The 12,589-nt window shown below is 74.4% G+C and carries 13 protein-coding genes and 1 pseudogene; 8 read left to right on the forward strand and 6 right to left on the reverse strand.

The features are described 5' to 3' along the window. Positions 1-110: 110 nt before the first annotated feature. Positions 111-485, reverse strand: a complete 375-nt coding sequence (locus GA0070610_RS07880; protein ID WP_088999414.1) for a nuclear transport factor 2 family protein — start codon at positions 483-485, stop codon at positions 111-113. A 65-nt stretch (positions 486-550) separates the two neighbouring features. Between GA0070610_RS07880 and GA0070610_RS07885 the strand changes: the two genes are divergently transcribed. Together GA0070610_RS07885 and GA0070610_RS07890 are read left to right on the forward strand one after the other, a co-directional pair. Further along, the gene (locus tag GA0070610_RS07885) at positions 551-1,486 is read left to right on the forward strand and encodes a PfkB family carbohydrate kinase (RefSeq protein ID WP_088999415.1); all 936 of its coding nucleotides are present in this window, start codon (positions 551-553) and stop codon (positions 1,484-1,486) included. A 120-nt stretch (positions 1,487-1,606) separates the two neighbouring features. Next, positions 1,607-2,071 (forward strand): annotated as a pseudogene (locus tag GA0070610_RS07890) (helix-turn-helix domain-containing protein); the annotation flags it as partial. A gap of 285 nt (positions 2,072-2,356) precedes the next feature. Here the strand turns inward: GA0070610_RS07890 and GA0070610_RS07895 are convergent. Further along, positions 2,357-3,184 (reverse strand): MBL fold metallo-hydrolase, encoded by an 828-nt coding sequence (locus tag GA0070610_RS07895; protein ID WP_088999416.1) that lies wholly within the window; start codon positions 3,182-3,184, stop codon positions 2,357-2,359. Further along, entirely contained in the window at positions 3,181-3,591 is a 411-nt protein-coding gene (locus GA0070610_RS07900) for a thioesterase family protein (RefSeq protein WP_392567295.1), read from the reverse strand. Before GA0070610_RS07900 ends, GA0070610_RS07895 begins: the two co-directional genes overlap by 4 nt. A 96-nt stretch (positions 3,592-3,687) precedes the next feature. Between GA0070610_RS07900 and GA0070610_RS07905 the strand changes: the two genes are divergently transcribed. Further along, the gene (locus tag GA0070610_RS07905; RefSeq protein ID WP_088999418.1) at positions 3,688-4,719 is read left to right on the forward strand and encodes a phosphatase PAP2 family protein; all 1,032 of its coding nucleotides are present in this window, start codon (positions 3,688-3,690) and stop codon (positions 4,717-4,719) included. 15 nt (positions 4,720-4,734) lie between these two features. Here the strand turns inward: GA0070610_RS07905 and GA0070610_RS07910 are convergent, their stop codons facing one another. Genes GA0070610_RS07910 through GA0070610_RS07920 form a run of 3 tightly spaced genes read right to left on the reverse strand, consistent with a single transcriptional unit; the run spans position 4,735 to position 7,062 of the window. Beyond that, positions 4,735-6,273, reverse strand: a complete 1,539-nt coding sequence (locus GA0070610_RS07910; protein ID WP_231925967.1) for a PH domain-containing protein — start codon at positions 6,271-6,273, stop codon at positions 4,735-4,737. Then, positions 6,270-6,809, reverse strand: a complete 540-nt coding sequence (locus GA0070610_RS07915; protein WP_088999419.1) for a PH domain-containing protein — start codon at positions 6,807-6,809, stop codon at positions 6,270-6,272. The genes GA0070610_RS07910 and GA0070610_RS07915 overlap by 4 nt, the downstream gene beginning before the upstream one ends. A 22-nt stretch (positions 6,810-6,831) precedes the next feature. Further along, positions 6,832-7,062, reverse strand: coding sequence for a hypothetical protein (locus GA0070610_RS07920; protein WP_088999420.1), 231 nt, complete (start codon positions 7,060-7,062; stop codon positions 6,832-6,834). 277 nt (positions 7,063-7,339) lie between these two features. Between GA0070610_RS07920 and GA0070610_RS07925 the strand changes: the two genes are divergently transcribed. The 5 genes from GA0070610_RS07925 (at position 7,340) to fabI (ending at position 12,505) form a co-directional block, all read left to right on the forward strand. After that, on the forward strand, positions 7,340-8,446 hold the full coding sequence (locus GA0070610_RS07925; protein ID WP_088999421.1) for an AAA family ATPase: 1,107 nt from the start codon (positions 7,340-7,342) through the stop codon (positions 8,444-8,446). Further along, positions 8,425-9,429: a DUF58 domain-containing protein gene (locus GA0070610_RS07930; protein ID WP_088999422.1), complete on the forward strand. Its 1,005-nt coding sequence runs from the start codon at positions 8,425-8,427 to the stop codon at positions 9,427-9,429. The genes GA0070610_RS07925 and GA0070610_RS07930 overlap by 22 nt, the downstream gene beginning before the upstream one ends. Further along, complete coding sequence (locus GA0070610_RS07935) at positions 9,426-10,376, forward strand: VWA domain-containing protein (RefSeq protein WP_088999423.1); 951 nt, start codon at positions 9,426-9,428, stop codon at positions 10,374-10,376. The genes GA0070610_RS07930 and GA0070610_RS07935 overlap by 4 nt, the downstream gene beginning before the upstream one ends. Before the next feature lie 623 nt (positions 10,377-10,999). Beyond that, on the forward strand, positions 11,000-11,704 hold the full coding sequence (gene fabG / locus GA0070610_RS07940) for a beta-ketoacyl-ACP reductase (RefSeq protein WP_088999424.1): 705 nt from the start codon (positions 11,000-11,002) through the stop codon (positions 11,702-11,704). 33 nt (positions 11,705-11,737) lie between these two features. Further along, a complete protein-coding gene (fabI, locus tag GA0070610_RS07945) occupies positions 11,738-12,505 on the forward strand; it encodes an enoyl-ACP reductase FabI (RefSeq protein ID WP_088999425.1) in 768 nt (255 codons plus the stop codon). Positions 12,506-12,589: the final 84 nt, after the last annotated feature.

The raw sequence follows: 12,589 nt of genomic DNA on the forward strand, positions 1-12,589 counted from the left end.
CTCGCGTGGATGTGAGACCCGGCGCCGGTGGCGCGGCAGCCCCCGCACCGCCCGGCAAGCGCCATCCCACCACGGACGGCGGCGACGCGCAATAGCCGTTGCTCGATGTGTCAGTAGCGCTCGACGAGGTGCTCCCGGCCGGGCGGCGGCTCGTAGGGCTCCGGCCAGAACTCGGTCACCTCGCGGACGAGACCGGCCTCGTCGAGGTCGAGGAAGCTCGCGACGGGAAGCTCCTCGCCCTGGTGGGCGCAGGTGAGCCAGGTGGCGGCGTGCCGGCCCGAGGTGACCGCCCGGGTCACCGTGAGGTGCCAGCCGTCGGGGTATTCCTGGTTGAAACGCAGGAACGACTCCCGGCCCACGATCCGCTCGCGGGTCTGTGGCAGGTGGTAGACGACGTCGTCGGCGAGCAGCCGGCCGAAGGCAGCCCAGTCCCGCGCCTCCAACGCCGCCCAGTAGGCCGATACCGTGGCTTCAGCGCTCGTCATGGCGCATGACTGTGCCAGGCTGGTACGACAAGATCGTTCGGTACGCGCCGTGGACGGAGGCCGGAATGGGATACGCGGTGGTGCTCGGCGAGGCACTGGTCGACCTGCTCGACACCGAGCGCGACGGTGAGCCCGTCTACCGGCAGGCGGTCGGCGGCGGCCCGCTCAACGTGGCGGTCGCCGTCGCCCGGCTCGGCGGCGCGGTGCAGTTCGTCGGGTCGCTCGGCGACGACGTCCTGGCCGGGCGGATCCGCGCCTTCCTGACCGGGGCGGGCGTCGGCCTCGCCGGGGCGGTCACCGTCCCCGCCCCGACCGCGCTGGCGGTGGCCACCTTCGCCGGGGCGGAGCCCGACTTCCGGTTCTACGGCGAGCCGCCCTCCTACGGGCTGCTCGGCCCCGACGACCTCGACGCCGGGCTGGTCGCCGGCGCCGACGTCGTCTACTGCGGGTCGATCGTGCTGCTCCAGCCGCCGGTGCTGGCCGCCGCGCGCCGGGCCTGGGGGCTCGCCTCCGGGCTGCGGGTCTTCGACCCGAACGTCCGCCCCCGGCTGCTCGACGGGCCGGCCGCGCTGGCCGGGCTGCGCGAGGTGGTGGCGGAGTTCGCCGCCGGCGCCCACCTCGTCAAGCTGAGCGCCGCCGACGCGAAGCTGCTCTACCCCGGCGAACCGGAGGAGGGCGTGGCGGCGTACCTGCGGGAGCTCGGCGCCGGCACCGTCGTGGTCACCCTCGGCGCCGCCGGTGCGGTGCTCGCCGCCGTCGGTGCCGATCCGGTACGCGTACCCGCGCAGAAGGTCGACGCGGTCGACGCCACCGGCGCGGGCGACTCGGTGATGGGGGCGCTCGTCGCGGACCTGCTCGTCGACGGCGAGCCCACGGACCCGGCGGCCTGGCCCGAGCGGGTGGCCTTCGCGCTGCGGGTCGCCGGCCTGGTCTGCGAGTCGCCGGGCGGGGCGACCGCGATGCCCACCCGCGCCGAGGTCCTCGCCCGCTTCGCCCGTTAGTGCGTTGACCAAGAAGGTTCGCCGTGTTGGTGACACGCCGGGTGGGGTGCTCCGCTTCGGGTCGGGTGGGTCTCAGGCTCGATGGCGATCGTGGTCGCTGTCGGGAGTGAGGGTGTCGGGATGGCCGAGCCGGTGAGGGCGCGGCGGTTAGGCGATGAGGAGGGCCGCCGGCCGCAGCAGCTCGTGCGGCGTGGCAAGCACGAGTCGATCCGGGTCCGCCGGGCGTTGATCATCTTGGCGTCGGCATCCGGTACCCCGGTGCCGGCGATCGCCCGCTTGGTTGCTGCGCACGAGGACACCGTCCGTGATGTGATCCATCGGTTCAACGAAGTCGGACTACGCGCGTTGGACCCTCAGTGGGCGGGAGGCCGTCCCCGCCTGATCAGCGATGATGACCAGCGGTTCATCGTCGCGACGGCCATGACCCGACCGAAGCGTGTGGGTCGCCCCTTCACGCATTGGAGTATCCGCAAACTCGCCGATTACCTGGCCACCAACCGGGCCCGGCGGGTGCTCATCGGTCGGGAACGCCTGCGGCGGATCCTGCGCCACCACGATGTGTCCTTCCAGTGCACCCGCACCTGGTAGGAGTCCCGTGACCCGGACAAGGACGCCAAGCTCGACCGCATCGAGGAGGTGACCCGGCTAGAGAGCCGGCAAACGTATGTGGTCACCGCACTAGTAGTGCCTTGTGAGGTCCACGTCATGAGAAGTCGTTGCAACTCGGGGATGACAGTGACGAATCACTGCCGTCGAAATGCTGATACCTGTAGGGCATAAAAATACCTGTGTGGTATCAAGCGAACGAACTACACCGCCGTCGTCGAGATGCGGCGCAGCTCTCGGGTATCTGCCAGCCGTTCACCATCGTCAGGCGGTGCCGTCGAGTTCGGCGTAGCCCCGGCGGACGGCGTGCAGGGCGGCGCGGGCACCGAAGGGCGCCTCGGCGGCGACGCGTTCGGGCGGGGCGCCGCCGGTGTGCCCGGCGCGGATGAGCCAGGCCAGCTCGACGAGCTGGGCGTGCTGCGCGCGGACGAACCCGGCGTCCACCGGCTCGCCGTGCCCCGGCACGACCACGGTGGCCGGGGTGGTCGTCCGCAGCAGCTCCGCCACCGTGTCGGGCCACTGCAACGGGTACGACTCCTCGAAGGCGGGCGGCCCGCTCTGCTCCACCAGGTCGCCGGCGACCAGCACGTCGGCATCGGGCACGTGCACCACCAGGTCGCCGGCGGTGTGCCCCCGACCCGGGTGGCGCAGCACCACGCGCCGGCCGCCCACGTCGAGCACGGCCTCGCGGTGCACGGTGTGCGTCGGCCCCAGCAGCACGGTCCCGGCGACCTCCTCGGCCAGCGCGGGCTGCGTGTCGCGCAGCTCCGCGTACGCCTCCCGGCGCAGCCGGTCCGGCTCGCGCATCGCCTCGGCGGCGATCTCGTGCGCGTAGATCGGGCGGGGCGGTTCGGCGGCGAGCGTCGCGTTGCCGAAGCAGTGGTCGAAGTGGTGGTGGGTGTTGACCACCGTCCACGGGTGCGGGGTGACCGTCCGCGCGGCGGCGGCCAGCTCGGCGGCCTGCCCGGCGGTGGAGAGCGTGTCGACCAGCAACGCCGCCCCGTCGCCGACGACGAGGGTGACGTTGACGTGCAGCGACGGCTCGCGCAGCACGTGCACCCCGTCGGCGACCTGCACGAAGCGGGCGGTCACGACGACCGCGCGGCGCGTTCCACGAAGCGCTGCCGGTCGACCAGCACCCGCTCCACCCGGCCCTCGGCGACCGTCTCGTCGCCGTCGCTGACGCTCACCTCGAAGTGCAGCCGCCGCCCGTCGACCGCGCTCAGCCGCGCCTGCGCCACCACCGTGCGCCCCACCGGGGTGGCCGCGCGGTGGTCGAGCTCGATCCGGGTGCCGACGGTCGTCGACCCGCCCGGCATCCGCTCGGCGGTGGCCGCCACCGTGGCCGCCTCGGCGAGGGCGAGCACGCGGGGTGTGCCCAGGACGGGCACGTCGCCGGAGCCGACCGCCTGGGCGGTGTCGGCGTCGGTGACGGTCAGCTCCACCCGGGCGGTCAGCCCCGGGGTCAGCGCGGATTCCGGCTGCTCCTGCATGGCCAAAGCCTAGACGAGACGGCACCCGGCGGCGGGTCGCCCGGGAGGGACCGCGGTGGTCGGCGTCGGTCGATGCCGCCCGCGCCGTTAACCTTGACCGCGATGTCTGTCGCGACCGACCCCCAGCCCCCCGCCCGCACCGAGCCGCCCGCCTCGCCCGACGGCGGGCGTCGCCGCGTGGTCGCGATGACGGTGTGGGGGATCGCCTTCGTCGCCGGCTGGCTCGGCATCGGCCTGCCGACCGACCCGGCGTACGCGTTCCTGTGGATCTGGGCGGCGACGATCGCCTGGAACAGCAGCCGGCCGTGGCGCAGCCACCTGCGCTTCGCGCGGGACTGGGTGCCGGTGGTGCTGCTGCTCGCCGTCTACAACCTGTCCCGGGGCTTCGCCGACAACGGCGCCACCCCGCACGCGTACGAGCTGATCGTCGCCGACCGGGTCATGTTCGGCTGGGCCACGGGCGGGCAGGTGCCGACGACCTGGCTCCAGGAGCACCTCTACCGGCCCGAGGTGCACTGGTGGGACGTCGCCGTCAGCTGGGTCTACTTCTCCCACTTCGTGGTGGCCCTGGCCGCCGCGGCGGTGCTCTGGCTGCGGGACCGGGGGCGGTGGGCGGCCTTCATGCGCCGCTGGGGCTTCCTCTGCGCCACCGGCCTGATCACCTACTTCCTCTACCCGGCCGCCCCGCCCTGGTGGGCGGCGCAGAACGGGCTGCTGGAGGAGGTCGCCCGGATCTCCACGCGCGGGTGGAAGGCGTTCGGCATGCACGGCGCCGGCAACCTGCTCAACGCCGGGCAGATCGCCTCCAACCCGGTGGCCGCGATGCCCTCGCTGCACACCGCGTTCGCACTGTTCGTGGTGCTGTTCTTCCTGCGGCAGACCCGCCGCCGCTGGTGGCCGCTGCTGCTGGCGTACCCGCTGGCGATGACGTTCACCCTGGTCTACTCGGGCGAGCACTACGTCATCGACGTGCTGGTCGGCTGGGCGTACGTCGGGATGACCTTCCTCGCGGTCGGCCTGGCCGAGCGCTGGTGGGCGGCCCGCAAGGCCCGCCGGGCCCCGGCGGAGCCCGACGCCGCGCCGACCGACCCGCCGGCCTCCGCCGAGCCGCCGCCGGTGACGGCGGCGCGCTGAGCGGTCCGGGCGACCTCAGCCCGCCCGGCGGGCGGCGTGCGCGCGGGCCGTCAGCTCCGCCGCCAGGGCCCACGCCTCGGTGACGTCGCGGTCCCGGGCGGCGGCACCGGCACCGCCCGCGGTGTCGGCGTGCACCGTCGCCAGCCGCAGCCGCCGCTGCGCCGGCCCCTGCACGACCCGCACGCTCTGGATCCGGGCGTACGGCACGAGCGCCACCTGCCGGGTGAGCAGGCCGGAGCGGACGGCGAAGACCCGGGGGTGGAGCCCGGCGCCGAGCACGCCCCGGCTCAGCGGGTTGAGCCAGCGGGCCCGCGTCGGCGGCGGGCTCAACGGCAGCGCGTCGAGCCGCACCCCGGGCAGCACCTCGGCCACGATCGCCTCGCCGGTCGCCAGGTCACCGACGGGGAGCAGCCGGTCCGGCCGGTTGCGCTCGTCGGCCTCACCGGCGGAGTAGCCCGCCACCTCCAGCCGCAGCCGCAGCCAGCCCTTGACCCGCCACAGCAGCGGCCAGGTCACGCCGACGGTCTGCACCCGGTCCAGCGGCACGGTCTGCGCGCGCGTCTCCAGCAGGCCGTTGCGGATCCGCAGCGTGCCCTCGTCCCGGGCGAGCCGGAAGTTCCAGTCGTCGAGCACCCGCCGTACGGGTTGCAGCAGCACGCCCGCCATGGCGGTGAGGGTGCTCGCCACCGCGATGAACGACCAGGTGTCCTCGGAGAGGAACTGCGCCACCACGAACGCCACGCCGAACGGGATCATGAACGCCTGCGGGGTCAGCAGCTGGCTGACCAGCAGGTCGTTGTTCGCCACGGCGTGCAGGGGCCGGCCGGGTGGCGCTGCCGGCGTCGCGGACGGAGCGGCGGCCACCCCGGCCGGCGACGGCGGGTGCGTCTCGGCCGCGACCCGCCCGGCGAGGGTGAGCAGCCGCTGGCGCAGCGCGTTCGCCTCCGCGACGCCCAGGTAGGCCAGCGGCGCCTCGGTCTTGCCCCCGCCCACCACCTCCAGTCGCAGCTCGGCCAGGCCGGTGAGCTGGGCGAGCAGCGGCCGGACCACCTCGACGGCCTGGAGCCGTTCCAGCGGGATCGCCCGGGTGCGCCGCCAGAGGAGCCCCTCGTACACCCGCAGCTCGCGGCCCACCACGTGGTAGCCGGTGTGGTACCAGCTCACCACGGCCAGCACGGTGGCGCCCAGGGCGAGCACCACCGCCATCAGGGCGAACCAGCCGAAGCCGACCCGGGACAGCGTCGACCAGGACAGCCCGGCGATGACCACCACCAGGGACTTGGCACCGTGCAGGGCGGGGCTGAGCGGATGCAGCCGCTGCCGTGGCTCGGCGTGCTCCGGCGGTCCTGCGTGCTCCGGCGGTCCCGCATGCCCCGGTGGTCCCGCGTGCTCCGGCGGCCCGGGGAGCGCGACGGGCTCCGCCCCGGGGTGGGCGGCCGACTCCGGCGGGAAACGGGCGTCCTGCGGGACGGGGCCGAGGGTCTCCGGTCGGGCGCCCGGTTCCGCCGGCATCGGCCCGGGGCGGTCCGTGCCCCGGGCGGCCGGGTCGCTCACAGTCCCTCCGCCCGGTCCTCGCCCAGGGCGGTGAGCCGGTCGCGCAGCCGGGACGCCTCCGCCGGGCGCAGCCCCGGCACCCGGGCGTCGGTCGCCGCCGCGGCCGTGTGCAACTGCACGGTGGCGAGCCCGAACGCGCGCTCCAGGGGGCCCGCGCTGACGTCCACGAACTGCATCCGGGAGTACGGCACGATGGACAGCCGCCGCACCAGCAGCCCGTGCCGGACCAGCAGGTCGTCCTCCCGCTCCGCGTAGCCCCAGGCCCGTACGGCGCGCACGATCGCCACGCTGCGCAGGACGCCGAACAGCAGGACCAGGCCGACCGCCGCGCCGAGGAACCAGCTGCCGCTGACCGCCCAGGCGACGCTCAGCCCGAGGACCAGGACGATCAGCGCCACCGCCAGGCGGATCAGCTCCACCCAGATCTGGTCGGACGAGATCGACTGCCAGCGGACGGTGTCCGGCCACGGCTCCAGGGGGCCCGCCGGCGGGAGGGACGGCGCCGGTGGCGAGCCGGCGGACCCGTCACCGCTCACCGGGGAAGTCCGTTGTGCGCGCTCACCCTTCGAGCGTAGGCGATCCGGGGGCCGGTACGACCTCCCGGAGGAAGCCACGGGCGTCGAGGAAGTCGCCGAGGGTGGCGCGGTGCGCGGTGCACGCCAGCCAGGTCTTGCGCCGGTCGGCGTCGTGCAGCCGCGGATTGTTCCACCTCAGCGCCCATTCGGCCGGGGCGCGACAGCCGCGGGACGAGCAGGTCAGGGGCTCGTCGGCGGAGAGGGGGGTGCTCATCCCGGCCAGTCTAGAGGCGGCGGCACCGGAGAGTTTGAGCGCCGGGCGGCCACGGGGGGAGCCGCCCGGCGACGGGGTGAATGGTACACGCGCCGGACCGGTCCGTGTCCACCCGTGATCGGCGATTCCGTGCCGCGCGACGGCGTGGCGGGCCGGCTACGTGCCACCTGGGACGGTACGGCGAAAATCGCCTTCTCCCCACCTCGGCACTCAGCCGGGCATGCGAGTCTTGATACGCACCACGCCGCGCGACAACCGATCATGCTGTGGAGGACCGGTGGCCCAGCCGACCACGCCCGACGCCCCGATGCCGAACGGGACGGGCCCGGAGACACCCGAGCCGGTGACCACGCCGGCCGAGGACGCGACCCTGCTCGAGCGGGCGCTGTTCGAGATCAAACGGGTGATCGTCGGGCAGGACCGGATGGTGGAGCGGATGTTCGTCGCGCTGCTCGCCCGGGGCCACTGCCTGCTGGAGGGCGTGCCGGGGGTGGCGAAGACCCTCGCGGTGGAGACCCTCGCGAAGGTGGTCGGCGGCTCCTTCGCCCGCGTGCAGTTCACCCCCGACCTGGTGCCCGCCGACATCATGGGCACCCGCATCTACCGGCAGTCGAGCGAGAAGTTCGACGTCGAACTGGGCCCGGTGTTCGTCAACTTCCTGCTCGCCGACGAGATCAACCGGGCGCCGGCCAAGGTGCAGTCGGCGCTGCTGGAGGTGATGAGCGAGCGGCAGGTCTCCATCGGCGGCGAGAGCCACCGGGTGCCCGACCCGTTCCTGGTGATGGCGACGCAGAACCCGATCGAGCAGGAGGGCGTCTACCCGCTGCCCGAGGCCCAGCGGGACCGCTTCCTCATGAAGATCGTCGTCGGCTACCCGACCGACGCCGAGGAGCGGGAGATCGTCTACCGGATGGGGGTCGCCCCGCCGCAGCCGGCGCCGGTCTTCACCACCCCCGACCTGATCGCCCTGCAACGCAAGGCGGACCAGGTCTTCGTGCACAACGCCCTGGTCGACTACGCGGTCCGGCTGGTGCTGGCCACCCGCGCCCCGGCGGAGCACGGGATGCCCGACGTCGCCCAGCTCATCCAGTACGGCGCCAGCCCGCGCGCCTCGCTGGGCCTGGTCCGCGCCACCCGCGCGCTGGCGCTGCTGCGCGGGCGCGACTACGCCCTGCCGCAGGACGTGCAGGACATCGCGCCGGACATCCTGCGCCACCGGCTCGTGCTCAGCTACGACGCGCTCGCCGACGACGTGCCCGCCGACCACGTGGTGCACCGGGTGATGTCCACCATCCCGCTGCCCTCGGTCGCGCCCCGGCAGCAGGCGACCCCCACGCCGACCGCCGCGCCGCCGGGCGCCGGTTGGCCCGGGCAGCGCCCGTGACCTCACCCGCCCGTCGGCCTGCCGACGTCCCCTCCGACCGCACCGAAGCCGTCCTGTCGCGGCTGCAACTGATGGTCACCCGCAAGCTCGACGGCCTGCTCCAGGGCGACTACGCCGGTCTGCTGCCCGGCCCGGGCAGCGAGGCGGGGGAGTCCCGCGAGTACCGCCCCGGCGACGACGTACGCCGGATGGACTGGCCGGTCACCGCCCGCACGACGATGCCGCACGTCCGGCGTACGGTGGCCGACCGGGAGCTGGAGACGTGGCTGGCGGTGGACCTCTCGGCGAGCCTGGACTTCGGCACCGGGCGATGGCTCAAGCGTGACGTCGTGGTGGCCGCCGCGGCGGCGCTGGCGCACCTGACCGTGCGCGGCGGCAACCGGATCGGCGCGGTGATCGGCAGCGGCGGCGGTGCGAGCGCCCCGGCCCGCCGGTGGCGCGCCGCGCCCCCGGTCGCCGGCCCGGACGTCTTCACCCGGCTGCCGGCGCGCTCCGGCCGCAAGGAGGCCCACGCGCTGCTGCGGGCGATCGCCGGCACCGAGATCCGGCCCGGGCGCAGCGACCTGGGTGCCCTGGTCGACATGCTCAACCGGCCGCCCCGGCGCCGGGGCGTGGCGGTGGTGATCTCCGACTTCCTCGCCCCGCCGCAGGGGTGGGCCCGGCCGCTGCGTAAGCTGCGCGTCCGGCACGACGTGGTGGCGATCGAGGTGGTCGATCCCCGGGAGCTGGAGCTGCCCGACGTCGGGGTGCTGCCGGTGGTCGACCCGGAGACCGGTGAGCTGCACGAGGTGCAGACCGCCGACCCGCGGCTGCGCCAGCGCTACGCCGAGGCGGCGGCCGCCCAGCGGGCGGAGATCTCCGCGGCGCTTCGCGGCGCGGGTGCGGCCCACCTGCGACTGCGTACGGACCGAGACTGGCTGCTCGACATGGTGCGTTTCGTGGCCGCGCAGCGGCACGCGCGCACCAGGGGGACGACACGATGATCCGCTTTCTGCAACCGTGGTGGCTGCTGGCCGTGCTGCCGGTGCTCGCCCTCGCCGCCCTCTACGTCTGGCGGCAGCTGCACCGCCGGTCGTACGCGCTGCGGTTCACCAACGTGGACCTGCTGCGCACCCTGGCGCCGAAGGGGCTGGGCTGGCGGCGGCACGTGCCGGCCACGGCGTTCCTGCTCTGCCTGCTGGTGCTGGCGACCGCGCTGGCCCGGCCGTCGGTCGACACCCGGGAGCCGCTGGAGCGGGCCACCGTGATGCTCGCCATCGACGTGTCGCTGTCCATGCAGGCCGACGACGTGTCGCCGAACCGGCTGGAGGCGGCGCAGGAGGCGGCCAAGCAGTTCGTCGGCGAGCTGCCGGAGAGCTACAACCTGGGGCTGGTCTCGTTCGCCAAGTCGGCGAACGTGCTGGTGCCGCCGGGCAAGGACCGGGACGCGGTGACCACCGCGATCGACGGGCTGGTGCTGGCGGAGGCGACGGCGACCGGGGAGGCGGTCTTCACCTGCCTGGAGGCGATCCGGTCGGTGCCGGCGGACGGCGCGGCGGGGATCCCGCCGGCCCGCATCGTGCTGCTCTCCGACGGGTACCGCACCTCGGGCCGGGCCGTGGAGGAGGCGGCCGCCGCCGCGCAGGCGGCGAACGTGCCGGTCTCGACGATCGCCTTCGGCACCGACTCCGGCCAGGTGGACATCGGCGGCCAGCTGCAACGGGTGCCGGTGGACCGGCTGGCCCTGGCCGACCTCGCCGAGGCCACCGAGGGCTACTTCTACGAGGCGGCCTCGGTGACCGAGCTGAAGCAGGTCTACCAGGACATGGGCAGCTCGATCGGGTTCCGCACGGAACCGCGCGAGGTCACCCAGTGGTACGCGGGGGTGGCCCTGCTGCTGGCGCTCTGCGCCGGCGCACTCAGTCTGCTGTGGTCCTCACGGATGCTCTGACGTGCCCGACGGCCGGCGGCGTCAGTGTGCGGCGCCGCCGGCGAGGACGAAGACGACGGCCACCCAGACGGCGGCGAGGGTGAAGCCCAGCGGGGCGACGTAGCGGCTCATGGACGGCTCCGGGTGGCGGCTGGACGGTCCGCGCGTGCGGGGGCGGACCGCAGGGGGTGGATCAGGACGCGCACACGAAGTCGTGACCGGGCGGCTCCCGGCGGGCCACCCGGGCGGCGGGCGGCGGCACGGTCGTCCGGCGCGGGGCCGGTGAACCGGGCGGAGGCGGGGAGCGGAGCTGGGTCAGCTCACCTGCTGAGTCGTGGCTCAGCGGGGCTGACGTTCGGCCCGGCCACGACTGGGAGGATCGCTATCTCGCACAGCGATCACCTCCTGCGGTCGGCGGGGCCCGGAACGCGGGCCGCGCGGCCCGCAAACGCGGATCATCGTACACCCGCCGGCCTCCGCCGCCGCACTCGGCCGAGCGGCCGGACGGACCTCCTCCGCGGGGTCGGCCGCGCGGGGCGACGGGCGCGACCTGACCGGTCCGGACGTGCCCGGCGTTAGCGCTTACCTGCCGGTAACGCCTAGGCTCCGACCGACCGGGAGATCACTGAACTACAGGGGGAACCGTGGCCCGTACCGTCCTGGTGACCGGCGGCAACCGGGGGATCGGCCTGGCCATCGCGCAGGCCTTCGCGAAGCAGGGCGACCGGGTGGCGGTGACCCACCGCAGCGGCGAACCCCCGGAGGGGCTGTTCGGGGTCCGCTGCGACGTGACCGACTCCGCGTCGGTCGACGCCGCGTTCACCGCCGTCGAGGCCGAGTTCGGGCCGGTGGAGGTGCTCGTCGCCAACGCCGGGATCACCGACGACACGCTGCTGCTGCGGATGTCCGAGGAACAGTTCACCCGCGTGCTCGACACCAACCTGACCGGCGCGTTCCGGTGCGCCAAGCGCGCCTCGGGCAAGATGCTGCGCGCCAAGTGGGGGCGCATGATCTTCATCTCCTCGGTGGTCGGCCTCTACGGCAGCCCCGGCCAGGTCAACTACGCGGCCAGCAAGGCCGGCCTCGTGGGCGTGGCCCGCTCGATCACCCGCGAGCTGGGCAGCCGCAACATCACGGCGAACGTGGTCGCGCCCGGCTACGTGGAGACCGACATGACCGCCGGCCTGCCCGAGGACCGCAGGTCCGAGTACCGCAAGGCCATCCCCGCCAACCGCTTCGCCCAGCCGGACGAGATCGCGGGCGTGGTCACCTGGCTGGCCGGCGACGCCGCTGGCTACGTCTCCGGCGCCGTCATCCCGGTCGACGGCGGCCTCGGCATGGGCCACTGACAAGCGGCACTGAGAACTACGGAGGATCCCTGCATGTCCGGACTGCTCGCCGGTAAGCGGCTGCTGGTCACCGGCGTCATCACCGACGCCTCGATCGCCTTCTCGGTGGCGAAGCTCGCCCAGGAGAACGGGGCGCAGGTCGTGCTCACCGGCTACGGCCGGCTCTCCCTGGTGGAGCGGATCGCCAGGCGGCTGCCCGAGCCCGCACCGGTGATCGAGCTGGACGTGACCGACGCCGACCACCTCGCCGGGCTCGGCGACCGCGTGCGCGAGCACGTCGACGGCCTCGACGGGGTGGTGCACTCGATCGGCTTCGCCCCGCAGAGCTGCCTCGGCGGCGGCTTCCTCGACGCCCCCTGGGAGGACGTGGCGACCGCGCTGCACGTCTCCACGTACTCCTACAAGTCGCTGGCCATGGCGGCGCTGCCGCTGATGTCCGCCGGCGGCGCGGTGGTCGGCCTGACCTTCGACGCCACGAAGGCGTGGCCCGTCTACGACTGGATGGGCGTGGCCAAGGCCGGGCTGGAGTCCGCCTCCCGCTACCTGGCGCTGCACCTGGGCAAGCAGGGCATCCGCAGCAACCTGGTCGCCGCCGGGCCGCTGCGCACCATCGCCGCGAAGTCGATCCCCGGCTTCGACCAGTTCGAGGACGCCTGGACCGAGCGCGCGCCGCTGGGTTGGAGCCTGACCGACCAGGAGCCGGCCGCGCGGGCGTGCCTGGCGCTGCTGTCCGACTGGTTCCCGGCCACCACCGGCGAGATCGTGCACGTCGACGGCGGCTACCACGCCATCGGCGCCTGACGCCGCGGGGAAGGGTCCCCCGCCGACGCCCCCAGGGCGCGGCAGGGGACCCTTCCCGTGCCCGGGACCAGGGGGCCCCGCCCG

The organism is Micromonospora echinofusca, from assembly GCF_900091445.1.
Taxonomy (GTDB): domain Bacteria; phylum Actinomycetota; class Actinomycetes; order Mycobacteriales; family Micromonosporaceae; genus Micromonospora; species Micromonospora echinofusca.